At 39.8% G+C, this 23,225-nt stretch carries 25 protein-coding genes and 6 pseudogenes; 12 read left to right on the top strand and 19 right to left on the bottom strand.

All coding sequences use genetic code 11. The annotated features are described in order from the left end of the window. Positions 1–95: 95 nt before the first annotated feature. From S3O_RS14700 to S3O_RS0109145, 7 genes are all read right to left on the bottom strand, one after another. The gene (locus S3O_RS14700; RefSeq protein ID WP_010598814.1) at positions 96–836 is read right to left on the bottom strand and encodes an N-acetylmuramoyl-L-alanine amidase; all 741 of its coding nucleotides are present in this window, start codon (positions 834–836) and stop codon (positions 96–98) included. Between the two features lie 89 nt (positions 837–925). After that, entirely contained in the window at positions 926–1,063 is a 138-nt protein-coding gene (locus tag S3O_RS19910) for a hypothetical protein (protein WP_268869477.1), read from the bottom strand. Further along, on the bottom strand, positions 1,044–1,376 hold the full coding sequence (locus S3O_RS0109165) for a host attachment protein (protein ID WP_010598813.1): 333 nt from the start codon (positions 1,374–1,376) through the stop codon (positions 1,044–1,046). The genes S3O_RS19910 and S3O_RS0109165 overlap by 20 nt, the downstream gene beginning before the upstream one ends. A 200-nt stretch (positions 1,377–1,576) precedes the next feature. Next, on the bottom strand, positions 1,577–1,723 hold the full coding sequence (locus S3O_RS19125) for a hypothetical protein (protein WP_010598812.1): 147 nt from the start codon (positions 1,721–1,723) through the stop codon (positions 1,577–1,579). Next, positions 1,714–2,100: a zinc-binding dehydrogenase gene (locus S3O_RS19120; protein ID WP_010598811.1), complete on the bottom strand. Its 387-nt coding sequence runs from the start codon at positions 2,098–2,100 to the stop codon at positions 1,714–1,716. Before S3O_RS19120 ends, S3O_RS19125 begins: the two co-directional genes overlap by 10 nt. 167 nt (positions 2,101–2,267) lie before the next feature. After that, positions 2,268–2,597 carry an alcohol dehydrogenase catalytic domain-containing protein gene (locus S3O_RS19115; RefSeq protein WP_235776247.1) on the bottom strand — a complete coding sequence of 110 codons (330 nt, stop codon included), beginning with the start codon at positions 2,595–2,597 and terminating at the stop codon, positions 2,268–2,270. 296 nt (positions 2,598–2,893) lie between these two features. After that, the gene (locus S3O_RS0109145) at positions 2,894–4,261 is read right to left on the bottom strand and encodes a hypothetical protein (protein WP_010598810.1); all 1,368 of its coding nucleotides are present in this window, start codon (positions 4,259–4,261) and stop codon (positions 2,894–2,896) included. A gap of 265 nt (positions 4,262–4,526) precedes the next feature. On the opposite strand from S3O_RS0109145, the gene S3O_RS19905 reads away from it, so the two are divergent. From S3O_RS19905 to S3O_RS14680, 4 genes and pseudogenes are all read left to right on the top strand, one after another. Further along, a complete protein-coding gene (locus S3O_RS19905) occupies positions 4,527–5,249 on the top strand; it encodes an OPT family oligopeptide transporter (protein ID WP_010598809.1) in 723 nt (240 codons plus the stop codon). Continuing rightward, complete coding sequence (locus S3O_RS15970) at positions 5,200–6,540, top strand: OPT family oligopeptide transporter (RefSeq protein ID WP_192805934.1); 1,341 nt, start codon at positions 5,200–5,202, stop codon at positions 6,538–6,540. Before S3O_RS19905 ends, S3O_RS15970 begins: the two co-directional genes overlap by 50 nt. A gap of 164 nt (positions 6,541–6,704) precedes the next feature. Then, a pseudogene (locus S3O_RS14685) lies at positions 6,705–8,440 on the top strand (ABC transporter permease). A 12-nt stretch (positions 8,441–8,452) separates the two neighbouring features. Continuing rightward, positions 8,453–9,675: pseudogene (locus S3O_RS14680) on the top strand (ABC transporter ATP-binding protein). An 80-nt stretch (positions 9,676–9,755) separates the two neighbouring features. Here the strand turns inward: S3O_RS14680 and S3O_RS0109125 are convergent. From S3O_RS0109125 to S3O_RS19895, 4 genes are all read right to left on the bottom strand, one after another. Next, positions 9,756–10,358 carry a hypothetical protein gene (locus S3O_RS0109125; RefSeq protein ID WP_010598805.1) on the bottom strand — a complete coding sequence of 201 codons (603 nt, stop codon included), beginning with the start codon at positions 10,356–10,358 and terminating at the stop codon, positions 9,756–9,758. Positions 10,359–10,385: 27 nt separating this feature from the next. Beyond that, positions 10,386–10,508 (bottom strand): hypothetical protein, encoded by a 123-nt coding sequence (locus S3O_RS19900; protein WP_268869476.1) that lies wholly within the window; start codon positions 10,506–10,508, stop codon positions 10,386–10,388. After that, complete coding sequence (locus S3O_RS0109115) at positions 10,508–10,732, bottom strand: insecticidal toxin (protein ID WP_010598804.1); 225 nt, start codon at positions 10,730–10,732, stop codon at positions 10,508–10,510. Before S3O_RS0109115 ends, S3O_RS19900 begins: the two co-directional genes overlap by 1 nt. Before the next feature lie 219 nt (positions 10,733–10,951). Continuing rightward, the gene (locus S3O_RS19895; RefSeq protein WP_268869475.1) at positions 10,952–11,077 is read right to left on the bottom strand and encodes a hypothetical protein; all 126 of its coding nucleotides are present in this window, start codon (positions 11,075–11,077) and stop codon (positions 10,952–10,954) included. A gap of 687 nt (positions 11,078–11,764) precedes the next feature. Between S3O_RS19895 and S3O_RS0109105 the strand changes: the two genes are divergently transcribed. The 8 genes and pseudogenes from S3O_RS0109105 (at position 11,765) to S3O_RS20565 (ending at position 16,352) form a co-directional block, all read left to right on the top strand. Next, complete coding sequence (locus S3O_RS0109105; RefSeq protein ID WP_328264376.1) at positions 11,765–12,514, top strand: KpsF/GutQ family sugar-phosphate isomerase; 750 nt, start codon at positions 11,765–11,767, stop codon at positions 12,512–12,514. A 48-nt stretch (positions 12,515–12,562) separates the two neighbouring features. Next, positions 12,563–13,126: an LPS export ABC transporter periplasmic protein LptC gene (lptC, locus tag S3O_RS15965; protein ID WP_010598802.1), complete on the top strand. Its 564-nt coding sequence runs from the start codon at positions 12,563–12,565 to the stop codon at positions 13,124–13,126. Next, a pseudogene (locus tag S3O_RS19890) lies at positions 13,092–13,607 on the top strand (LptA/OstA family protein); the annotation flags it as partial. The gene lptC and the pseudogene S3O_RS19890, both read left to right, overlap by 35 nt. Positions 13,608–13,668: 61 nt before the next feature. After that, a pseudogene (lptB, locus tag S3O_RS19885) lies at positions 13,669–14,394 on the top strand (LPS export ABC transporter ATP-binding protein). A gap of 134 nt (positions 14,395–14,528) precedes the next feature. Next, the gene (gene hpf / locus S3O_RS0109090; protein WP_010598798.1) at positions 14,529–14,879 is read left to right on the top strand and encodes a ribosome hibernation-promoting factor, HPF/YfiA family; all 351 of its coding nucleotides are present in this window, start codon (positions 14,529–14,531) and stop codon (positions 14,877–14,879) included. A gap of 104 nt (positions 14,880–14,983) precedes the next feature. Beyond that, positions 14,984–15,208: a hypothetical protein gene (locus S3O_RS19100; protein ID WP_010598797.1), complete on the top strand. Its 225-nt coding sequence runs from the start codon at positions 14,984–14,986 to the stop codon at positions 15,206–15,208. An 11-nt stretch (positions 15,209–15,219) separates the two neighbouring features. Then, positions 15,220–15,860, top strand: a pseudogene (locus S3O_RS19095) (lyase family protein); the annotation flags it as partial. A 15-nt stretch (positions 15,861–15,875) separates the two neighbouring features. Beyond that, entirely contained in the window at positions 15,876–16,352 is a 477-nt protein-coding gene (locus S3O_RS20565; protein ID WP_408005682.1) for an adenylosuccinate lyase family protein, read from the top strand. A gap of 278 nt (positions 16,353–16,630) precedes the next feature. Here S3O_RS20565 and S3O_RS0109080 read toward each other — a convergent pair whose 3' ends face one another. The 8 genes and pseudogenes from S3O_RS0109080 to nagZ all read right to left on the bottom strand — a co-directional run bounded on the left by S3O_RS0109080 (position 16,631) and on the right by nagZ (position 23,071). Continuing rightward, positions 16,631–16,849: a hypothetical protein gene (locus S3O_RS0109080; RefSeq protein WP_010598794.1), complete on the bottom strand. Its 219-nt coding sequence runs from the start codon at positions 16,847–16,849 to the stop codon at positions 16,631–16,633. After that, positions 16,846–17,151, bottom strand: coding sequence for a hypothetical protein (locus tag S3O_RS0109075; RefSeq protein ID WP_029463764.1), 306 nt, complete (start codon positions 17,149–17,151; stop codon positions 16,846–16,848). The genes S3O_RS0109080 and S3O_RS0109075 overlap by 4 nt, the downstream gene beginning before the upstream one ends. A gap of 564 nt (positions 17,152–17,715) precedes the next feature. After that, a complete protein-coding gene (locus S3O_RS20560; RefSeq protein WP_408005680.1) occupies positions 17,716–17,919 on the bottom strand; it encodes a PhoPQ-activated protein PqaA family protein in 204 nt (67 codons plus the stop codon). Further along, on the bottom strand, positions 17,864–18,673 hold the full coding sequence (locus tag S3O_RS0109070; RefSeq protein ID WP_268869478.1) for a PhoPQ-activated protein PqaA family protein: 810 nt from the start codon (positions 18,671–18,673) through the stop codon (positions 17,864–17,866). The genes S3O_RS20560 and S3O_RS0109070 overlap by 56 nt, the downstream gene beginning before the upstream one ends. 695 nt (positions 18,674–19,368) lie before the next feature. Next, positions 19,369–20,559: a transcription termination factor Rho gene (gene rho, locus S3O_RS0109060; RefSeq protein WP_010598791.1), complete on the bottom strand. Its 1,191-nt coding sequence runs from the start codon at positions 20,557–20,559 to the stop codon at positions 19,369–19,371. 352 nt (positions 20,560–20,911) lie between these two features. After that, a pseudogene (trxA, locus tag S3O_RS14665) lies at positions 20,912–21,240 on the bottom strand (thioredoxin). A gap of 267 nt (positions 21,241–21,507) precedes the next feature. Then, complete coding sequence (locus tag S3O_RS14660; protein WP_010598789.1) at positions 21,508–21,981, bottom strand: hypoxanthine-guanine phosphoribosyltransferase; 474 nt, start codon at positions 21,979–21,981, stop codon at positions 21,508–21,510. A 67-nt stretch (positions 21,982–22,048) separates the two neighbouring features. Beyond that, a complete protein-coding gene (nagZ, locus tag S3O_RS0109045; protein WP_010598788.1) occupies positions 22,049–23,071 on the bottom strand; it encodes a beta-N-acetylhexosaminidase in 1,023 nt (340 codons plus the stop codon). Positions 23,072–23,225 lie beyond the last annotated feature (154 nt).

The raw sequence follows: 23,225 nt of genomic DNA, 5'->3' as shown, positions 1-23,225 counted from the left end.
TAAAAATAAATAATTAATTTACGTTAAGTTACGCCTCCCTCTTTTAAAAAAAGAGGAAGGACCGATTTTTTCATACAATAAATCGAAGTGATTCTCTAAGTGGATGCAGTTGCGGTGTTTGTTACCGATGAATTTTTCACTTCTGGAAAATATTTGTGCAGGAGGTTTTCTAAAATAGCGAGTGTTTCTGCATCCGGTTCACCTGAATAGTTACTCGGTCGAAAATGCATTTGAAAAGCACAAACAACATTCTTAGTTTGCATATCTAGCTTCCCGGTTAATTCAATGGGATAACCGTATGTACGTAGATTTTTTTGTAGTAAAGCAATATCGAGTGTTTGGTGCGCTTTTAAATCCAGAGCGTGTTCGTCATACCAAGCACCGATTCCCGCTTCATATAATTTTTTCCAAGGAAAGAGCGGACCTGGATCAACTTTACGACCCGGAGCAATATCACCATGTGCAACAATACACGTAGGATGTAATTGATAATGTTCTACAATCGGTTTAGCTAATGCAATGACGCAGTCAATTTGATAATCAGGAAAAGGGTAATATTGACGTTGCCCGCTTTCGTCTTTGTAGCCTAAGTTAACTATTTCAATACCAATAGAAGAATCATTCAAGCCAGACCGTTTTTGCCAAGTGCTTACCCCGGCGTGCCACGCTCGTTTAGATTCATCTACTAATTGAAAGATTTTATTTTCTTCTTCAATCGGTGTTTCGGGAACTAAATAATGTGCACTGACTTGTGCATTCGGATTAGTTAATTGATTTAATGAGCTCTTACAATTAGCCGCCGTGTAATGGAGAACCAGATAAAAAAATACGTTCATTATAATTAGGAGAAGGATGTGTTTTGTCGATTATAAAATCAATTTTACTGCATTTCATAGAGAACCTTTATTTATTTTATTGATTAATACTATGCTTTTTTGGATTTAATTTCCCACCAATTGTTTTTGAGGTAATCCATTAAATCTTCAGAAGCCGCATCTATAAAGTTTTTTGAGAGATTCGCTAAAACGACTTGTTTAACCTGTTTATCTAATTGTGCAAGCAAAACACCACTCACATGGGGTGTCCCACAAATAATAAGTTGCGTATATTGATTTTTCATTTAACCCTTTTTTTAAGCGATCCGCGACATAATGCGTAAATCGACCGAGTTCAACTTCCTGTGGATCTGAGGGCCATTCATAAGCACTTCGTGCGGTATGTGAGGTTTGATAACGGCCGGGTCGATCAGTTAATAGATCACTTTCTTTAAGATGCCCCGCCGGATTTTCAACGCATTCAATTTCAGTCAGACGGTCTAAGGGTTGATAAGTATAGATACGCGCCAAACAATGGCTTAGGCTGACAATCCAAATCATAAAAACTGGTTTGTTTGACCGATTCGTTAAATAAAAAGTTTTCTTTTATAAAATAGGCTCCTTGACTGAATTTAGTTTAGATATTGTTCAGCGAAAGGGAAATAACGTAAAGTAAACGTTAACAAAATCTTTCCTAGGTTGTCTCACTATTTATCAAGCCAACTATTGAATAAACAAAGATTTATTTTTACTTTTATTATTTAAGCAGAAATAAGCACTTTCAATGCTTTATTTTGCGCGGCATTTTCAAATACAGCGTATGCTTTAAGAATATCATCAAAAGAAAATTGATGGGTAATGAGCGAATCACTTTTTATTTTTCCCGAGCGAATCATCTTTAGCAACATGGATACGGTGTTTGTATTGACGAGCCCCATCGAAATGACGATATTTTGGGCCCAGAGTTTTTCAATATGTAATTCAACACTTTTTCCGTGTACACCGATATTAGCAATATGACCTCCCAGAGCAATGATTTGTTGGCATAAAAAGAATCTGTAACCCCTACGGCTTCGATTGCCACATCAACACCCACTTGATCCGTAATCACCAATAAACGCTCAATCACCTCTTCAGTTTTTGGATTGATAATGTCATTTGCGCCAAATGTTTCCGCTATTTTAAGACGATTAACATCGGTATCAACCACAATAATACGCGCAGGAGAATAAAATTGCGCAGTCAGTAAGGCCGCCATACCAATAGGACCGGCACCTATAATCATGACCGTATCACCTGGCTTGATTTATCCTGATAATACCCCGATTTCAAAGCCATTTGGAAAAGTATCACTCAGCATAACAAGTGATTTTTCATCAATTCCTTTGGGAATTCGATATAGACTATTGTCTGCATCAGGAATTCGTACATATTCTGCTTGAGTTCCATCGATTAAATGTCTAAGAATCCAGCCACCATCATTGCAATGTGAATACAGCTGACACAACGGCCGCAAGAGGTTACGCATGAAATGAGCACAGAGTCACCGACTTTAAAATTTTTTACATTTTCTTCAATCGCCTCTATTTTGCTGACCCTTTCATGTCCTAAAGTTCTACCGACAGCCATTTCAGGAACATCACCTTTTAGAATATGTAAATCCGTGCCACAGATCGTGGTATGGGTTACTTGAACAATCGCATCGGTTGCCTGAATAATGGTTGGTTTTTCTTGATCAACCAGTTGTTTATTTTTTGGACCATTAAATATAAGTGCTTTCATATCTTGATCTCGATTATTCACTGTAATTTTATTATTAGAGTTTTCTTGCTGAATAATTTTTATACAACGGTCCTCTTTTAGAGATCAATGTGTCTCTAAAATTTGTTTTGTCACCAATGAATATGTCAGCTGATTTCGCCTCTTTTTTGTGTAAAGCAGCGTTTTTTGCTGAGTCTTCATGCTGTATCTGACGTTATGATACGCAGCATGATGTATTAGTTTTGCCTATCAACGGCGTTTGCTCCTGCTGACGCGAGTCGGAAAAAGGCCCCTCTGACGAGGAATTGGTGGGCATTCTAAGAACACCGTGTTGGCTGAGAAGTTTGGCTTTGATCGATTGAGTTCTGGTCACCTGCTTCATCATATTCTTCTTTTTCTTGGCTAGGGTCCAACTTGTTCTTTTGTTCAATAGAACTTATTTTTGGAGACGCCTTCTCTATAAGAAAATAATCATCATTCTCAATTTCAGCAAACGATTCTTCTTTATTTAGGAGTGTATTCTTAGCAGGCAGTTTACTTTCTTTGACCCCGGGCGTTTTTTCGAAAGGTGTCAGAAGCGAAAATAATTGCGTTGTAATAAAGCGGAGCGTTTTACTTAAGTCAAGTAATGGATAAATAATTAAGAGCAAAGCACTGCGCGCATATTGCGTAATCGATGCCTTGTTTTCAGCTAAAAATACGTTATCTTGCCAGTACTGAAACGTTTCAGTAATTAGATTAATAGGTAAGGTAATGATCAAATTTATTAATAATTGCAGAGGATGAAGAATAAACGTTAAAGATAAGAAATAAATTATCTGATCAGACAGGCGATTTTCTAATGGCCAACCGAATACGATATGCTGAAATTTTTGTTTTTTACGTGTTTGTTCATCGACACCATTAAAAAAAGTTTTATTCCATGCAAGGGCGATATAATCGCGATAACGAAGAAAAGAAGTATTTTCTTGTTCTAAATAAATGATTTCATTTAAAGCACGAGGCAGGCTTTCTTTAATAAGGGGATCGTTTGAAACTGAATTTAAGGATGAGCGAAGCGCTTTAGAGGAGAGCGCTTCTTTTTCCTCAATAATCAAAACTAATTTCAGAATAGTGGATAAAGTATGATAGCCGCAAGAAATCCCATCAAAATAAGACTGATAGCCGGTACTTAAATAGTCAATGGACTCAAAATAAAAGTCATTAGGCTGTAAAGTTGTTTGATAGTTAGGAATCAATGCACGAAAAACACCTTTGAAAGCACCCTTGAACGTTTGTAACAAGTTTTGCTTTGAAGGTTTGAAGAAAGACTCTGGATCACTGGTTTTAGAATCAATAACAAATGCTTTTTTTGCGCAGCCTTTTGGCTTATAGAGGGTAGCAATATGTTGCCCTGCGATTCCGTTTCCAATAACAGGCAGGATAAGGTGGTAATTATCTAAGCGTTCCGCGCCTAATTTTTCTTGAAGGGCCGATAAGTAATCCGATACGTTTACTGTATTAAGCGGCGTGGCAAAAATAATTTGCTTATTTTGTTCATCAATAAGGTAAATTGCGGGATTAGGTATAGTGGGTAATTTTACCTCAATACATTCAGACTTTAGCGTATAGTTTTTTAAGGCTTTAACCAGAATCGCTACAGAAGTTTTTGTGTTCAGTTGCGCTAATTTTTCGATGGGGGGCATGGTAACGTTTTATTTTAAAAAGGGTTAGGGGCGAAATCTTTTAGACGTCCTAATTAACTATTTATAACTAAAAGAAGATAGTTTGTCAAAGATATAATCATTTTTTATTATCTATAGAGAAAAAATAAAAATGTAAAATTTATAAATTTTTTATATAAAATTTAATTTTATTTATCATTTTGTAATATAGGTGGGCCGATGAATTTTGACCATTACCGGACAATGTGATAAATAAGAAGATTAGATAAAAAAATCGTGAGTAAATATGTCGTTGCCAGCTAATGAAATAACCTTTCGCTCCATGGTGTTGTCTATCATTTTGGCTGTCGTTTTGGCGGCGGCGAATGCTTATTTAGGGCTAAAAGTTGGTTTGACTATTTCTGCTTCAATTCCCGCAGCAATCCTTTCTATGGGAATTTTACGTTTCTTTAAATCCCCCTCCATCCTGGAAAATAATATTGTCCAAACCGGTGCTTCAGCGGGTGAAGCGTTGGTTGCCGGAGTCGCCTTTATTTTGCCTGCGCTGATCATCTTACATTATTGGCAACATTTCGATTATTGGCATACGGTCTTTATTAGTTTGACCGGCGGTATTTTGGGCGTACTATTTTCGATCCCTTTACGTCGAGTCTTATTAGCTGATAAAACGTTACGTTTCCCAGAAGGTACGGCGATTGGTCAAGTTTTAAAAATCAGTGAAGGCGCCTCAGGTCATCTAAAAGAGCTGACTCACGGTGGCTTACTCGGCGCGATCATTGCCTTATTTCAGGGTGGATTTCAAATTGTCGCAGACAATACTCATCTTTGGTATAAGGCGGCAAATAAGTTTGTTTATGGTTTTACGTTTGGTTTTGAGCCGGCACTCTTGGCCGCCGGGTACATTGTTGGTGTTGGCGTTGCGATGAGTACTTTACTCGGTGTTTTCTTGGGTTGGGTGATTGGTATTCCCTTGTTCAGTTATTTACATCCCCATTATCGTCGGTTCTAGTGCAGAGAGTATCGCGATGTCGGTTTGGCAAACTTATATCCGTCCGATTGGTGTTGGAACGATGCTTGTCGGGGGACTGTGGACGATGGCTTTGTTAATCAAACCGATCCTTCGCGGTGTTCACTCTTCCTTTCAATCCTTGCAAACCATTAAGCAAAGTGGTTATGCAGCGTTGCCCAAGCATGAACGTGATATTCCGATTCATTACACCCTCGTTTTATTATTGGTCTTAATTATTCCTTTGGCTTATATTTTAGTCAATGTGATTTGGAATCCATCCTTAGGTTTAAGTTTACCCATCCAATTGACGACCTTAATCGTTGGGGTGATTTTTATTTTGGTGACGGGTTTTTTCTTTTCTTCGCTGTGTGGTTATTTTGCGGGGTTAGTGGGCAGTAGCCAAAGTCCTATTTCAGGTGTTTCTTTATCCGTATTACTGTTAGCCTCGCTCGTTTTACTCGGCTTGTTTAGCTGGGCGCCTGGCTTTACTCCGGACACGCAACATTTACTCGCCGGCGAAGGGCTCGCTATTATCATTGGAACATTAGTGAGTAGCAGTTGTGCAATTACGAACGATACCATTCAGGATTTAAAAGCAGGTCAAATCATTGGTGCCACACCTTGGGAACAGCAAGTCATTCTAATATTAGGAGTGGTTGTTTCCGCGTTGGTTTTGGCGCCGACACTGGAACTTCTTTTTAATGCCTACGGAATTGGTGGTGTTTCGCCTCCTGGACGTCATATGGATCCAGCACAAATGCTTTCAGCGCCACAGGCTACATTAATGGCCAGTCTGGTGATGGGTGCTTTTCGACACAATTTGCCTTGGGGATTAATCGGTATTGGTTTTGGTGTCGCCGCGATTTGTATAGTGATCGATCATTTTCTACAAAAACGTCATTTACGTTTACCGGTATTGGCTGTTGGCTTAGGGATTTATTTGCCCCTGGATACTTCTTCGGCACTTATTTTAGGAGGTTTAGCTTCATACTGGGTTGAAAGAACCTTAGCGAAGCAACATCAAACGCTCCGGGAAAAACAAGCTCAAGAGAAAATGCTTGCACAACGCCAAAAGGGGTTGACGTTGGCCTGTGGTTTAGTGGCGGGCGCCTGTTTAATGGGCGTTGTTTTAGCTATCCCTTTTACTTTAGCGCAGTCGACCAGTGCGTTGCGTGTCATGCCCGCCCACCTCGAAAATGTAGCGAGCTTGTTGGGTGTTTTAGCAACGTTACTTGTTTTGGGTTTGATTTATCGCGCAGTTTGTCAGGGTAAAGAACAGAATGGCCAATAAACTTTGACATCAATGCAGAACAAAATATTAAATATTGACAAATAAAAAGAACGAGACTAGGCTTCCCTGAAATTCTAGGGGGCAAATATCTACCTCTCCTCTGTAAGAGTGCACAGTGGGGGTAAATATCTGCCTCCCCAAAAATAGATTTGGGGGATGGCACTATGTCTAAGCTCTATACGTTCCTTTACAATACTCGTTTTGCTCGAAATAGCTTAAATCGTTGGGATTTAATCGCCTTTTTATTAGTATTAGGTATTTTAGCGGCATTTGTTTGGGGAGCTAAACAGATGGCCTCACCTTATGAGCTGGGTCAGAGTTTACCGATCTCCTTAGACCCCATGCAACTCCCTAAATACGCGTTATTTACCGTGTTACGTTTAGTGACAGCGATGGTTTTTTCGTTGCTGTTTACGTTTACAGTCGGTACTTTAGCGGCTAAAAATAAACGCGCGGCCAGTTTTATCCTGCCTTGCATTGATGTTTTACAATCTGTGCCCGTGATTGGTTTTTTATCGATTACGGTGATTGGATTTATTGTCTTATTCCATGGAAGTCGTTTAGGACCGGAAGCCGCGGCAATCTTCGCTATTTTCACGGCTCAAGTGTGGAATATAACTTTAAGCTTTTATCAAAGCTTACGTTCAGTGCCACTTGAATTGAAAGAAGCAGCGGATATGTTTCATCTTTCTGCTTGGCAGCGCTTTTGGCGTGTAGAGGTGCCGTTTAGTATTCCAGGATTACTCTGGAATATGATGTTATCGATGTCGGGCAGCTGGATATTTTTGATTGCCTCAGAAAGTATTTCGGTTAATCAGCAAACCATTATGTTGCCAGGAATCGGTTCTTATTTAGGCTTAGCGATCAGTCAATCAAGCGTCAGCGCGGTATTGTATACCATCTTGACGATGCTGATTGTCATTTTAATTTATGACCAGCTTTTTTTTAGACCGCTTCTTCATTGGTCAAAGAAATTTACCTTTGAAACGGTGAGTCAAATACAGCAGACCCCTTCTTGGTTAACGTTATTATTACAGCGTTCTCAGTTAGCGAAATACTGTGGCCACGGGTTTGCGCAGTTTAGCGAGTATTTTGTTAACTTACCTTTCTTTACTCGTTCGTCAACAAGATCCGAGGGGAAAAATCCCTATTGGAACCTACTTATGAATTTACTCGGGTATGGATTACTGACGGCTTGTTTGGTTGGATCGTTTTATCTCTTACTTGAATTTATTATCCAGCACATTGCGGTGAGCGAAATCATCCATGTTTTTGGTTTCGGGCTGGTGACGATGTTGCGGGTTTTAGTTGTGACCTTGTTATGTAGTGTCATTTGGATCCCGTTGGGGTATGGATTGGTTTGAATCCACGTGCCGCGGTGATCGTACAACCGGTAGCGCAATTTTTAGCCGCATTTCCAACGAATGTGTTATTTCCGATTGTCGTTATTTTAATTTTAAAATATCACTTGAATGTCAATATTTGGGTCACACCTTTAATGTTGTTAGGCACACAGTGGTACATTTTATTTAATGTCGTGGCGGGGGCGTCTGCTTTGCCAGAAGATCTAAAACAAGCCACTGCTAATTTCGGGGTGAAAGGATGGCAATGGTGGCGACATCTTATTTTGCCGGGCATTTTTCCTTATTGGATTACCGGCACCTTAACGGCAGTGGGTAACTGTTGGAATACCAGCATTATTGCCGAAGCAGTCAGCTGGGGTTCCACGACGCTTGTAGCAACCGGTTTAGGTGCTTATATTACGCAAAAATCTGCATTAGGTGATTTTCCACGTGTGGCATTAGGGATTGCGGTCATGAGTGTCTTTGTTTTTCTGATGAATCGCTTAATTTGGCAACCATTGTACCGTTTAGCGCAATCCCGTTATAAATTCGATTAAGAGGGGTCGACCATGGAAAAACAAACTATTTTCAGTGTAAAAAATATCACGAAATCGTTTAAAAAAGCCGATCAACAAGAGTTGTTGGTTTTAGACAACGTTAATTTTCAAATGTATGAAGGCGAAATCGTTGCGTTACTCGGTAAATCTGGGTCAGGGAAGTCTACATTATTGCGAATTATTGCTGGATTAATTGCACCAACTTCTGGGACGGTGTATTACCGTGATCAGAAAGTAAAAGGCCCCGTCCAGGGAATGGCGATGGTTTTTCAAAATTTTGCGTTATTGCCTTGGTTGACGGTTCTCGAAAACGTAGAGTTGGGTTTAGAAGCCTTAGGTATTTCCCGTGATGAGCGACGTGTTCGTGCGCTCAAAGCGATTGATATCATTGGTTTAGACGGTTTTGAATCGGCTTATCCGAAAGAATTGTCCGGCGGTATGCGGCAGCGGGTCGGTTTCGCACGCGCGCTGGTGATCAATCCTGATGTTTTATTAATGGATGAGCCTTTTCGGCGTTAGATGTTTTGACCGCTGAAAACTTGAAAAGTGATTTATTAGACTTATGGGAAAGCAAACAAGCTGGCACACGGGGTATTTTATTGGTTACGCACAACATCGAAGAAGCGGTTTTGTTAGCGAATCGGATTATTGTCTTTGATAGTGACCCAGGCTCTATCCGTGCCGAATTGGCCGTTGATTTACCTTATCCTCGAACGGAGCAAACACCTGAATTTCGTCATTTGGTCGATCAAGTTTATGCTTTGATTACCAAACAAATGGATGAACGTAAAAAATTACTTCATAAAGCCCAACTGCCGCGTATTACCGATATTGGTTATCGTTTGCCGGATGCCGATATTTCGGAATTAAGTGGTTTACTGGAAACGTTAGACGAAGCAGAATATTCTGGCCATATCAGTTTGCCTGAATTAGCTGAATCGTTGCATTTGGATGTCGATGATTTGTTTCCTCTAACTGAAGTATTAGATATTCTTGGTTTTGCACAAGTCAGTGCAGGTGAATTGGTGTTAACGGAGGCGGGTAAACAATTTGTCAATGCGGATATTTTGGAACGAAAGAAAATATTTGCCGCGCATCTTTTACGTTATGTGCCGTTAGCAAAACATATTCGCCAAGTTTTAGAAGAACGAGAAGCAGAACGTGTATTACGTTATGCTGAACTGTTTGCTTATGCTAATAATACCGGAATGCTCAGTTTGGAGAATCCCAACTGAGCCAGAGAGTCCATTTTGCTAGCTAAGTCTCTCATAGTACAATGCACACAAGAGAAGCTTTGTAGATCGCGTAATGTCACCTAATTCTTATCGTTTGTAGGGAGCTGATCATTGCAGATTGAAAACCGTCGATTCAGTTGTGCTGCATGGCCTTGATTCGTCAAAGCAGTTTTAAAAGAGCGTAATTCTTTTTCATTTGAAAAAATTAAAGGAAAATCTGGTTTCTTGGAAAAAGGATTTGTATTTTCTGCGCCGTGGTGTACTAAGCGGCCTCCTGAGTTCTGGATTCTATTTTTGTGTTGAGAGGGTAGAATCTTTTTGACTTCAAGTAGTTGATTAAAAATTTTAGTAATGCTACTTTCAGCGCGAGTGACTAATCGATCGGTAACCGGAATGGGCGTTATATTGTTTGCTTTATTATTGTTTGGAAAAACACAAAACAGATCATAGTCTGCGGTGACAATCGATTTAGGGCCAATAGGGGATGATTCATTCGCAATCGGCGGATTAACGAATCCTTCTCTGGGTGTTAGTATTTCTTGATCGTCTATTTTTTCAAGCATAAACACTTGCCAAGGTGTTTCTGGGTACTCTGAATTATTTTTTAGAATAAATTGATAAGTGTAATCTTTATATTGGGTTTCGACTAACCATTCATTTACACTTGTATTTAGCGCGCGCATTTTACCTTCTTGCAGTAAGGTTTCGACTCATTCGGTAGAGAGATAAAGAGGGAAAGTACGACATCTCTCTTGCTTGAGCGCTTTATCAATCATAGTTTGTTGCCATTCTTTATCTTGGATACCATTTTTTCCAAGAAGGGGATCCGTCACTACAAAACTGGGGTCGGTCCTTCGGTACTGGATTTGGCTTTAATATGAAAACCTTTACAGCCATAACCCTCTTGTAAAAGAGGTTGACCCATTTTGTTTGGATCACGAAGCCCAATGACGACTTTATTTTTCTCTGCAACCTTTTGCAGAACGTCTGAATAGAGCGGAGCGGTGGCTGTGGTCAATTGTTTAAAATCAGAATAAATAGTTGTATTTTGATCCACCAGTTGATCTAGAACCGCATTAAGATCCGATAAGTTGGTATAGCCACTGTCTTCGGAGTCATTTCTTGATAAATAAGCAGAGTTTTGATTTTGAGTAAAAGACGGAAAAGGCGTTCGGCCACGATGAGAGCAATGAACATGAGCCGATAAATTTTCCTGGTCGAGGCCTAGCGAATCAGTAGGTGAGAAATGAGAGGTATCCCAACCGGAGGATAGAGATCAAAATAAATCATTTTCTGAGCGACTTTTTCTCTCTTTTGAATTAATTTGTTGCCCGGCAAAGCGAGATAAGGCATGAGCGGTTTGCTGTATAGCGTCTGTTTTTGATTGTGCTAACTTAAACATAAGCGCTATCCCAATATTAGTACTCTGCACGCATTTTCTACTGATTTTCGAATCGATGCATTAATCGATTAAGTATATAAGCATAGCGTGTGTGTGAGTTGTACTGTTAAATCATCATTGATTGCTCAAAAATTAACATTTTATTTGAAGATTGGCAGCGATTATCTATAACTAGAATAGTAAAGTACTCCCCCTCGTGCTGAGTTTTTACGCATGTGGATAGCGAATCACGCCGAGAAAATTAGGATCTTCGGGCAAAGAAGCAGTACGGGTTGAAGTGATATTGATCTAAAAACAAGCGTATAAACCTATCGCTTTGTTTTTCAGCGAAGAGATCTAGATGAAATCAGATATCGTTAACTATATATTATAAAATAAACATTTTTTGCCCTTATTTTTAGGTGTTTTACTGAAAAACAGTCTGATAGCGCAATAAACTAATGCAAAGTACCTATTTTTATGATAAAAACGCATTACTTTTTGTTACCGACACCTATGCCCACAATTTATGACCAGACAAAAATTCTGTTTCTCTGGACGCCGTGTTATCGAAACGGAGGCAAGAGCCATTGTTGGGCTAGCTAATCAGTTGGGTCCTAGCTTTGAAGAAGCTTGCCGCGTATCCGGCTTAGGGAAATCTGGGCATATCGGTAAACGCTAGCGAGCACGGGGAGTCCGGCCTTCTTTCTGCATGCCGCAGAAGCGAATCACGGTGATTTGGGAATGATTAACCCCAAAGACGTTGTTTTGGCGTTATCTCATTCCGGCGAGACCGATGAATTAATTAGTATTATTCCAACGCTGAAACTGTTTAATATCCCGCTTATTTTGATAACCGGTAATCCGCGCTCGACGTTAGCACAGCAAGCGACGGTCACCCTTAATATTGCTATCGAAGAAGAGGCCTGTCCGCTTGGGTTGACTCCGACTTCAAGTAGTACCGCGGCGCTGGTGATGGGTGATGCGATTGCGGTGGCCTTACTCAAAGCACGTGGTTTTACAAGCGATGATTTTGCCAAAGTACACCCTCGTGGTAGTTTAGGACGACGTTTACTGCTTCGTGTGGCGAATATTATGCACACTGGGTCAGCCATTCCGCAGGTTTTATCCGGGACACGTGTGATCGATGCGCTGATGGAAATTTCACGAAAACGCTTAGGTTTAGTTGTGGTAACCAATCAAGAACAAGAACTTTTAGGCCTTTTTACGGATAGTGATTTGCGGCGAGCATTGGAGCAACAGTTAAATTTATATACCACTGCGATCGATGACATTATGACTCGGAATTGCAAGATTATTGATGCCGATAGATTAGTGACTGAAGCTTTGCGCGTCATGGAAGAAAACAAAATAACTGCGCTGGTGACAGTGGATCCGCTGAAAAAATTGCAAGGAGTTGTCCATATTCATGATATCTTAAGCCAAGGCATTCAATAAAACGTATCTTTTTTATGACACGTCGCGAGTCGTGTCTGTTGAAATAACATGTTTTTTAAGTCTTTTTGGCTCAACATTGCGTTTGTTTGTTTGATCGTTTTCGGTTTGGGACTGATTTGGGTACAACAGATGATTCCATCTGCCCATATGCGCCCTTCTTCGAAGCCAGATTTTTACGCGGTGAACGTCACTATTTTGCAAACCGATGACCAAGGACATCCTGCTGATCGCTTGTCCAGCCCTTTGCTGGTTCATTTCCCGAAAGACAATCATTTACAATTATCTCAGCCACTGTTTGAAATTTACACCAACAATCAAGAAAATTGGTGGCTCTCGGCACGTTATGGTCGGCTATTGAATGATCAAGATACCCTGCAACTTTGGGAAGATGTTCAACTTAAGCAATATCACAAGACAACCCTGATGACGACTTTAAAGACAACCACACTGACGCTGCATTTAAAGGAAAAAACGGCACACACGCAAGCGCCCGTCGTGATTACGCAAGCGAACCAAGTGATTCACGCAACTGGGCTTAACGCCGATCTGAATAAAAAAACGTTGCAATTATTGTCGGATGTTCAAGGGCAAATCAAATTACCTAAGCACTAGTGGAGTGAATGGGATGTTAAAAGCCGTTTACTCTCTTATCAGAAAACAAAACAAGGCCTGGCTAACTAAGTGGGTGGGCATGATCTTGTGTGTGCTTAGTTTTCTGACCAACGATAGCGTTTGCCACGCAAAACCACTTCGGCCTTCAGATTTTCTGGTTTTTAAGGCAGATTCAATTTTGTTTGATAAAAAGAAACAGTGTATGACGCTCCAAGGGCGTATTGTTCTCAAACAAGCCGATCGCCAGTTGACTGCAGAGCGGCTGATTACCTATACAAATGAGCAAGGTTACATTAAAAAAATGGTAGCTATCGGTCATCCTGCAACCTATCGTGCATTCGTTTTCCCGAATCGTCCGTGTCTTATCGCGACGGCCCAGATAATTTATTATTATCCGTTAAAAGACCAATTGGATGCGGTAGGGGATGCACAGATTATACAAGGAAGTAATCACTTTAAAGGACCACGCTTGTATTATGATTTTAAAAGCAAAACGCTGGAAACCCCACCTTCCAAGCAAGGACAGACCCATATTTTATTAGCTGAATACATTACAGGCGATACATCTTTGCAAAAAGTACCCGAACCGGACCGTGGTCAAAGACGTTTCGCTTACCTTACGAACCGGCGAAGTCGTTGGCTTATTGGGGGCCTAATGGCGCCGGGAAAACAACAAGCTTTTATCTGATGGTCGGTCTTATCAGCAGTACGCAAGGTCAAATCAAACTCAATGATCAGGATATTACCGAGTTACCGATCCATGCTCGTGCTAGAGCTGGGATGGGTTACTTACCACAAGAACCTTCTATTTTTCGTAAACTTTCTGTGCAAGACAATATCTTGGCTATCTTGGAATTACGCCGCGATTTAACTTCTGAACAACGTCAACAGCATCTAGAACAATTACTTCACGAATTTAATATTCATACGATTCGCGATACATTAGGTATTAGTCTCTCGTGGGGGGGAGCGTCGTCGTTGAGATTGCACGCGCTTTGGCCATGGAACCTAAATTTATGTTACTTGATGAACCCTTTGCGGGTGTTGACCCCATTTCTGTTATCGATATCAAGCGGATGATTCTGCATTTAAGTCAACGAGATATCGGTATTTTAATTACCGATCATAATGTCCGAGAAACACTCACAATTTGCCAGCGCGCCTACATTGTCAGTGAAGGAGAAACCATTTACCACGGGACGCCGAAAGAAATATTAGCCAATCAACGCGTTCGAGAAGTGTATTTAGGAAATGAGTTTGATTTATAAGCGCTGCGTTTTTATAAAATAAGATGTTTAATTTAGTTAAATTAACACAGATTTTTGCTGAATCTACTTTATGGACGGAAGCTGCGATATACTCAAATAGATTGCTATAAATAATATAGAAAAAGGGGCCCATTATGCAAATTACCATTACCGATGATGGCATCAAGGTAACCGAAGCATTGCGTCAGTATATCCTCGACAAGTTCAAACGCTTAGAGCGGATCACAACGGAGTCGGCGGCACTGCATATTACCCTTAGCCTTGAGCATGTTGAACAAGTGGCGAAAGGTCTTTTACATACCCACGGCGCAGAATTTTATGCCAGTGCTAAAGCGGAAAGTCTTTATCCTGCACTCGATGAGTTGGTTGATAAAATGGAACAACAAGTCAATAAGCATAAAGAAAGAGAAAAAGAAAAGCGACGCAGTCATCCTAAAGGATGGATAGCCGATGACCAGCAGACGCTTGATGAGAATGAAACCTGAGTGAGCAAGACACTAAAAAGTGTGAGTAGACACACAATGATCTCACTTAGAGTGTGAATGATTGTGTGTCAATCAAAATGAATTGTTGTTGAATGAGGTGGCTTGTGTCCTTAAACTCCCTAAATGCATTGTCTCCACTCGATGGCCGTTATGCACATAAAGTCGCGGCTCTGAGACCTATCTTCAGTGAATCCGGATTATTTCGTTTTCGAGTGTTTGTTGAGATTCAGTGGTTGCAGTGGCTTGCTGCCGATCCGGCTTTTTTAGAGTTAGCACCGTTTTCTACTGAGACACAACAACAACTTGAGGCAATTATCACGGGTTTTTGAATGAAGCGGCTGTGCAAAAAATTAAACAATTTGAAGCGGTAACGAATCATGATATTAAAGCCACTGAATATTATCTTAAAGAAGTGCTGGTCACGATTCCCGAGTTAAAAGATAAGATTGAATGGATTCATTTTGCGTGTACTTCGGAAGACATTAATAACCTGGCTTATGCGTTGATGCTCAAAGAAGCGCGTAAAAAAGTATTATTACCGAGTATGCAACAATTAGTTGAGCAATTGACGGTTTTGGCTCATCGTTATGCTGAGCAGGTTATGTTAGCGCGTACACACGGACAGCCCGCCATCCCCACGACCGTGGGCAAAGAATTTGCTAATTTTGTTCATCGTTTAACCCGGCAAAAAAACAATTTGCCGAGGTTGAATTGTTGGGAAAATGTAATGGCGCCGTCGGTAACTATAATGCACATCGTGTCGCTTACCCGCAAATTTATTGGCCTGAGTTGACACATAAGTTCATTCTTTCTTTAGGGTTAACGCCAAATCCTTATACCACCCAAATTGAACCCCATGATACGATTGCTGAATACAGCGATGCCCTCAAACGATTCAATGCCGTATTGATTGATCTTGCGGCAGATATGTGGCGTTATATTGCGTTAGATTATTTTAAACAGCAAGTAAATGAACAGGAAACCGGCTCTTCAACGATGCCACATAAAATTAATCCGATTGATTTTGAAAATGCAGAAGGAAATTTGCATCTTGCGAATAGTTTATTGGCCTGTTTTTCACGCACGCTTACCCAATCAAGATGGCAGCGTGATTTGCGAGACTCGACGATTCTACGTAATCTTGGTGTAGCGCTCGCACACAGCTTGATTGCTTATCAGAGCTTAGAAGCAGGATTAAAAAAAATAGCGGTTCATGAACAACGTTTAAAAGAAGACTTGAATCAACATTGGGAAATTTTATCTGAGGCGATTCAAACATTACTACGTAAAGAGGGTGTGCCGCTGCCTTACGAACGACTCAAAGCACTTTCTCGCGGCAAAACTTGGAGTCAAGCGACTTTACTCGCATTAGCTGAACAATTGGATGTTTCGGAAACGATTAAAAAACAAATCTGTCAGCTGACACCTGAAAACTATCTCGGCTATGCTATTGAGCTGGCAAAAAACAGTTAATCATTGAAAAGTTTAGACGACCTTTCTCTAAAGTGTGCGGGCAAGACTAAAGTAAGATGTTCGGCATTGGCCACTCGTCCGGTGATGTAACCGTGGCCGCCTTTACTTTTCTCTTATAACAATATTACAATTCCCGTACGCATCTGTTTCTCGGACGTATTTGTATCTGTATCTTCGAATGAATCGCTTTGAGAACTTTGCTCCGGAAGGGGTAGATTAAAAATTTTCGAAGTTTTTTTAGATTGTGCAGAAGTGGATCCTGCTTTTATTAATGTATTTCACGTTGTCTCCTCAGATGAAATAAGAGTAAGGCTATTTCTTTTATTTGGATCTTGTTCAGTCGCTTCTTCTGCTTTAGAATAATTATCACTACCTATTTTATTGATACCTAGATTATCCGCTTTTTCTAAATCTTTAGAATATTGACTAATCAATAAAATCTTACTTTTATCTGTGTTTTCTTTAAGTTCAAGATAATTAATTAATTTGTCAATCAAGCCATGAGTACCCTGCTTGAACAAAGAACCTTGAAAGGATAAGGCATGTAAAGATTTTTTGTAATTTCTATGGGCCTGAAATTATCACCCTTAATATCTTTTTCTGCAGGTAATTTCCAATTTTCTGTTAAAAGATTATTAAATTCAGATACGATCTTATCGATATTTAAATAATTTGAGTTAGAAATGAAATAAACAGGCTTTCCTGACTTTATTAAATTTTGTAATTTGTTTTTTGAGTCTTGATCCACAATTATTAAAGAGTTACAAGCCTCCTTTAATAATTTTTGAGAGTCTGGCACTTGTTCGTTATTTTTAAGAAAAGAAAAAATATCAAGTAGCTTTTCAATAAATTGATCGGTGTTGATATTTCCAAGTTTATATTCGTTAATATCGTGACGAATAAATAAATACTTCCAGCTAAACTACAGATAGCTATATAACCAGCTATTTAGCCAACTTTTTGAGTAATCTATGTGTAACTTAGAAAATTCATTTAGGACAGCGGATATAGGGTGTAGTTTATGTATTGCTGATAAATTGACAATAAAACAGTCTGAGGATGTTATATTTTTCATATGGTTCTCCATTTTTTTATAGACATGATTAATCGACATGCACCTTGTTGCAGCATAATTTGATTTTCTTTTGGATAAGTTTCTGGATAAATGAAAATCGGGGTAGACACTTGTAGGCCTTGAAAACTAGCGGTGATAAAGGCCCAACTCCAACCTTTAAGGTTCGTTTTGGGAAGTGAAATAATGGTTTGATTCTTCCCGATTTTTAAATGGGTGGGTTGGTATCTAATGCCACATGCATAACGAAAGTCTCGAGTAATCGGATTTTGAGCGAACCAAAAAATCAGTTTATCTGGACTTTTTTGATAGGGCGATAAATTTATTTTTTCTATCTTGAAGTCTTTTTGAGTCGAATGAAGGCATCGCTTCGTGATGGATGACTCGATTATAAAACGCGAGAAGAGAAGAAGCGAGCATGTTTACGTGCGTCGAATATTCAACATAATGATTGGAATTCGGAACATAAAACAATAATTTTTGTACTGGACGCATTAAAATAAAATCGCGAAGCATCTGGCACAAAGAAATCATCACCACTTGAGTTCATAATGTATTTTGGAAGATTGGCTAATTTAGTTCGATAATATTTGCTCGATAAATAAGTAAAAGGATCTTCGATATTTAGCAACTTTAAATAGTTTTGATAAAATGGATTAGTTGGCATTGCATAATTGGGAATGTTTTCTTGATAGTAATCGAGAAAGGCAATTGGCCAATGATGGCCATAGGTTTTAAATATATGTGGAATTTGTTCCCGCCTATTTAAAATATTGGTCACCATCGGAATAATCGCAACAACTCTGTGATCCAATAACGCAGTTAACCAAGTTGCCCCACCTCGTTTTGAAAGACCTATTACTATAGAGTTTCTTATTGAAATCTTTTTTTCTAATAAGATTTTTTGTGTTAGATCGATCGCCTTTGATACGGCGACCACCATGGGCACATGTAGCGGGTAAAAGGAAAGATTTGGATTTAAAATAAATTTATTCCAAGAAAACGTAATAATTTGATCTTCTTTTATATTTTTCCGATTTATATTGAGAAATTGGTTCGGTATGTTTTTAAGAACGATAACAACGGTATGTTTGATTAATTCGCTTAAGATAGGGTCAATATAGCTTTCTTTTTTAGTTATTTTTTTATTAAAACCACCTGTCACATAGAGTACAACCGTACTAGAATAAGCTTCTTTTTTTGTGGGAGTAAAAATAGTTATTTCATGTGTCCAAGTTCTAGGATAAATAGCGTCTTGCTGTATTTTATCGGGTCAAGAAAGCGAGATAAAATGATAAGTATATTCGGTATAGGCGGCAGTTTTGACTTCACTTATTTTTTTCCATTAAAGCAGCAAAATCGGTAATTCTTGTTTTGCGCAATAAAGCATATTTTCTGGATGTAATTTTAAATAAGGATTTTGATAACTCACCTTGTCACTTGCGGCAAGTAAAGATGAAGTAGAGAATAGGAGTAAGAAGAGTGCAAAAAATAATTTTTTTTCATATCTGTATTATGTAAAAAGTAAGAAAATCATAGTAAGTACCGTGCTTATTTAATGTATAATTAAACTGCACCGCGCTCATATAATATAAAATTTAGATAAAAAGCTAATGAAATTGAGAAAAAATCATTAACTATATTATAGCTAACCCGCATTTTGTATTTTTCGTTAGAGGTACGCTTTCTCGACGTATTTCTTATTTGCTGAAAAAGGAAAATTTATACTTATGCTGGAGAGAAGTGTTTTTAGAGTACCCGTTTGTTGAATATAACGATTTTTTTGCAAATGGGTGTCAAGACAAACTAAAATAAACTTATATCACTGAATTTTAGCTAGTACACCGTTGATACGTTGCTTGTTAGGGCGCTGATAAGTGAATTGACACGGTAACCTGTTTTCTCATTCACCCGTAGCGAGCGAATGAGAAAATGGATATAAACTTATTTTTTCATGGAATCAAAAAATTCGTTATTGGTCTTGGTTGCACGTAAGCGATCAATTAAAAATTCCATAGCAGCGACTTCATCCATAGATTGCAGAATTTTACGTAAAATCCACATTTTTTGTAGTGTATCAGGCTTAGCAAGTAATTCTTCGCGACGAGTACCCGAACGATTCAAGTGAATGGCCGGATAAATACGTTTTTCCGCAATACGACGATCCAAATGAATTTCCATATTACCTGTCCCTTTAAATTCTTCATAGATGACTTCATCCATTTTAGAACCAAAGAAACGTTTTGGACGTTGTAGCGCATTCGCATCGACACCTCCAGTTAACACCTTTCCAGAAGAAGGAATCACCGTATTATAGGCTCTGGCCAAGCGGGTCATTGAATCTAATAAAATAACGACGTCTTTTTTGTGCTCAACAAGACGTTTTGCTTTTTCAATCACAATCTCAGCAACTTGCACGTGACGTGTCGCCGGCTCATCAAAGGTACTTGCAATGACTTCACCACGAACGGAACGCCGCATATCGGTGACTTCTTCTGGACGTTCATCAATTAACAAGACAATGAGATAACAATCTGGGCAGTTATGCGCAATCGATTGTGCAATATTCTGCATCATCATGGTTTTACCGGCTTTGGGCGGTGAAACAATTAAACCCCGTTGCCCTTTCCCGATCGGCGCCACTAAATCGATCACCCGAGCAGTAATATCTTCTGTACTACCATTCCCTCGTTCTAAACTAATCCGTTCATCAGGAAAGAGTGGGGTTAAGTTTTCAAATAAAACTCGATTTTTTGCATTTTCAGGGGTATCGAAATTAATATCGTTGACTTTTAATAAAGCAAAATAACGCTCGCTCTCCTTGGGAGGGCGAATTTTTCCAGAAACGGTATCACCCGTATGGAGATTAAAGCGACGAATTTGGCTTGGCGAGACGTAAATATCATCCGGGCCGGCGAGATAAGAGGCTTCAGCCGAGCGTAAAAAACCAAACCCATCGGGCAAAATTTCTAAAACGCCATCTCCATAGATGTCCTCACCGCGTTTGGCATTCGCCTTTAAAATTGAGAAGATCATATCTTTTTTATGGAGACGACCTAATCCTTCAATTTTAAGTTCTTCAGCGATACTAACGAGTCCAGCAGGAGATTCTTTTTTGAGTTCGGTTAAATTCATAGTATTGGTTCTTTCATAAAGGGAAGTGTGAAAATATTTGAATAGCCTTATTATTAAAGCCAAGTGGAATAATTAAAGTTTAAGAAAAACAGCTTCAAGAGCTCAAAGTTACCAAAGCGGTCTTATCGCCACTTTTATTTATTAAATAAGTTAAGTTAACAACAATATAAGAAACAGAACTCCAATCAGAGATTACCACAAATATATCTGAATTTATATAATCTAGTCGATAATAGGCCAAAAAAACTTAAAAACAGTAATTTGCACCTTTAAAATAATACTTAAAGCCGCCAACAAATTTTGTTACGCTACAAAATAGCCAGCGGCTACACCTATGCAACAATCACTTAGATTAAAGATGATCTTCTAAGAAACCACTCAACTGTGTTTGAGTTAAGGCACCTGTTTTTGTCGCTAACACGGCTCCGTCTTTAAAAAGGATTAAAGTTGGTATTCCACGGACCCCGTATTTTGCCGGTGTTTTTGGGTTATCGTCAACATTTAATTTACCAATGACCACTTTTCCAGCGTATTGCTTTGCAATCGCTTCAATCTCTGGCGCTAATCTCTTGCAGGGCCCACACCATTCTGCCCGACAAGAACGGGAGAGGTGGATTGCAAAACAACCGTTTCAAACGACGCATCCGTGATCGTTACAACAGAAGAATCATTTTCAGACATAACAATTTGACCTCAAAAAAAACAATGATGCAAGTTATCTCATGGTTTAGTAGTGTAATACAAGCAATTGAAACGTTATTCTAAATATAACCAGTACAACTTATTTAAATAAAGTATCGATGTCAAGTTAAACACGAAAAAAAAGATCCTATACGTTAGATAAACCACTGTTTTCGTAAAGTTAAGCGTAGAAGGATGTTCGTTCCAGATAGAGAAGGCTATTGAGTTGAGCGCCTTCTTTATCTAGGTTGGAGCGAATAATGAGGCTTATTCAGGCGCGACGACATAAATACCCGGCGCGTTACGTAAGTAACCTTCATAATCCATGCCATAACCAAACACAAAACCGTCATCCATGCTGATCGCTGTAAAATCGGCTTCTTTTGTCCCGCCTGGTGCACGCACGACTTTACGTTTATCAAGCAGTACCGCTGTGTAGACGGCTTTTGCGCCTTGTTGTCGGCAATAATCGATAATGGCCGCTAGCGTGACGCCCCCATCCAAGATATCTTCAATAATTAATACCGTCCGATCCTTTAAGGAAACACGTGGTTTGGCTACCCAGTCAATTTTATCTTGCCCCACCTTTTCTTTTGCGTAACGTGTCGCGTGAATATAATCGAGCTCTAGGGGGAAATCGAGACGAGGGAGCAAATTCCCGGCAGGAATTAAGCCGCCGATGAGGACGCACAATACCACAGGGTTGCTTTCACTTAATTTTTCATGAATGGCTTTGGCCATGTTATCTAAGACGAGTGGCCTTTTTTTCGATTTCTTGAATATGTGTGGGAATTAGCATGAATAAAACCTAATGTTCGTTTAATTCGCTTAGCAGACGAACTGCACGTTGCCAAGCGCCGTTTCGGGGAAGTGCAGCGCCGTCTAGTGTGCGGGGTGCTAACAAGTTTTGCAAGCGATTACTACGATCGATTAACGGTTTTGTTGTGCGTTCAAGGTGCTCAAGGGCGGCAATCGCATCTTGGCGATGATTACAGATCAAGAGACCATCGACCCCTGCTTGCTGCGCAAGAGAGACACGTTCGATGATATCGCCGACGGTGTGTACGCCTTTCATCGAAAGATCATCGCTAAAAACCGCACCGGTAAACCGTAGTTTTTCCCGTAAAATCGTCTGTAGCCATTTTTTCGATAAGCCACAAGGTAGGCTATCAATATTTTCGTAAATAATGTGTGCGGCCATGATTGCGTCTAAGTCAGAGGTGAGTTCAATGAAAGGATATAAATCTTCTGTAGCCATCGTGGCGTAATCCCGAGTATCGCGCGCCACTTCGGTATGGGTATCTTGTGTGACGCAACCATGACCTGGAAAATGTTTGCCAACGGTACGCATCCCAGCGCGTTGTATGCCTCGTATGACCGCACGCCCGAGCGTGGTCACGATTTTAGGATCATGATGCAAGGCACGTAAGCCAATCACAGCGTTAAGCTGTTTATCGAGATCTAAGACCGGAGCAAAACTGAGGTCCACACCAAGCGCTAGGACTTCACTCGCCATTAACCAACCATGGGTTTCAGCGAGCAATTCGGCACGGATGGGGTCTTCTCGATAGAGCGCGCCGATGTTGCCAAGCGAGGGGAGGCAGGTTAATCCTGATTGGAAACGTTGTACTCTTCCACCTTCTTGATCGACCGTTAATAACAAGCGTTGCCGACTGTGTGCACGGACTTCACGAATCAGTTCTTTTAATTGCATGGGCGATTCATAATTACGCGTAAAAAAAAGGAGACCACCGACCTGTGGATGTTGGATCAGTTCACGTTCTTCGGCAGAAAGCGTTGTGTCATTTAGATCAAGAAAAATAGGCCCCATAGCGATGTACTCGATAGTTAGATCATTCGTAAATATTGTCAGTCAATTCAAGTGAGATGACAAATTATTTAAAATGAAATAGACCCTTGACAGAGTTAAAAAATGTGTTTAAATTGCGGTGTTTTTGTGTTTTATCTCTGAGGCGCTGAAGAGG

Origin of the sequence: Rickettsiella massiliensis 20B (genome assembly GCF_000257395.1) — a bacterium.
GTDB classification, from domain to species: Bacteria; Pseudomonadota; Gammaproteobacteria; order Diplorickettsiales; family Diplorickettsiaceae; genus Diplorickettsia; species Diplorickettsia massiliensis.
Note: the sequence above shows the minus strand (reverse complement) of the source record. Positions and strands in the feature narration are given on the sequence as shown.

What these genes read in the sequence shown, in the direction of transcription:
- S3O_RS14700 (WP_010598814.1), bottom strand. Translation starts at nt 836, where the DNA reads ATGAACGTATTTTTTTATCTGGTTCTCCATTACACGGCGGCTAATTGT.
- S3O_RS19895 (WP_268869475.1), bottom strand. Translation starts at nt 11,077, where the DNA reads ATGTTTAAGTTAGCACAATCAAAAACAGACGCTATACAGCAAACCGCT.
- S3O_RS19115 (WP_235776247.1), bottom strand. Translation starts at nt 2,597, where the DNA reads ATGAAAGCACTTATATTTAATGGTCCAAAAAATAAACAACTGGTTGAT.
- S3O_RS19905 (WP_010598809.1), top strand. Translation starts at nt 4,527, where the DNA reads ATGTCGTTGCCAGCTAATGAAATAACCTTTCGCTCCATGGTGTTGTCT.
- S3O_RS0109145 (WP_010598810.1), bottom strand. Translation starts at nt 4,261, where the DNA reads ATGCCCCCCATCGAAAAATTAGCGCAACTGAACACAAAAACTTCTGTA.
- nagZ (WP_010598788.1), bottom strand. Translation starts at nt 23,071, where the DNA reads ATGGGGCCTATTTTTCTTGATCTAAATGACACAACGCTTTCTGCCGAA.
- S3O_RS19120 (WP_010598811.1), bottom strand. Translation starts at nt 2,100, where the DNA reads ATGATTATAGGTGCCGGTCCTATTGGTATGGCGGCCTTACTGACTGCG.
- S3O_RS19125 (WP_010598812.1), bottom strand. Translation starts at nt 1,723, where the DNA reads ATGTTGCTAAAGATGATTCGCTCGGGAAAAATAAAAAGTGATTCGCTC.
- S3O_RS0109165 (WP_010598813.1), bottom strand. Translation starts at nt 1,376, where the DNA reads ATGATTTGGATTGTCAGCCTAAGCCATTGTTTGGCGCGTATCTATACT.
- S3O_RS0109125 (WP_010598805.1), bottom strand. Translation starts at nt 10,358, where the DNA reads ATGCGCGCGCTAAATACAAGTGTAAATGAATGGTTAGTCGAAACCCAA.
- S3O_RS20565 (WP_408005682.1), top strand. Translation starts at nt 15,876, where the DNA reads ATGCCACATAAAATTAATCCGATTGATTTTGAAAATGCAGAAGGAAAT.
- hpf (WP_010598798.1), top strand. Translation starts at nt 14,529, where the DNA reads ATGCAAATTACCATTACCGATGATGGCATCAAGGTAACCGAAGCATTG.
- lptC (WP_010598802.1), top strand. Translation starts at nt 12,563, where the DNA reads ATGTTTTTTAAGTCTTTTTGGCTCAACATTGCGTTTGTTTGTTTGATC.
- S3O_RS14660 (WP_010598789.1), bottom strand. Translation starts at nt 21,981, where the DNA reads ATGGCCAAAGCCATTCATGAAAAATTAAGTGAAAGCAACCCTGTGGTA.
- rho (WP_010598791.1), bottom strand. Translation starts at nt 20,559, where the DNA reads ATGAATTTAACCGAACTCAAAAAAGAATCTCCTGCTGGACTCGTTAGT.
- S3O_RS20560 (WP_408005680.1), bottom strand. Translation starts at nt 17,919, where the DNA reads ATGCGTCCAGTACAAAAATTATTGTTTTATGTTCCGAATTCCAATCAT.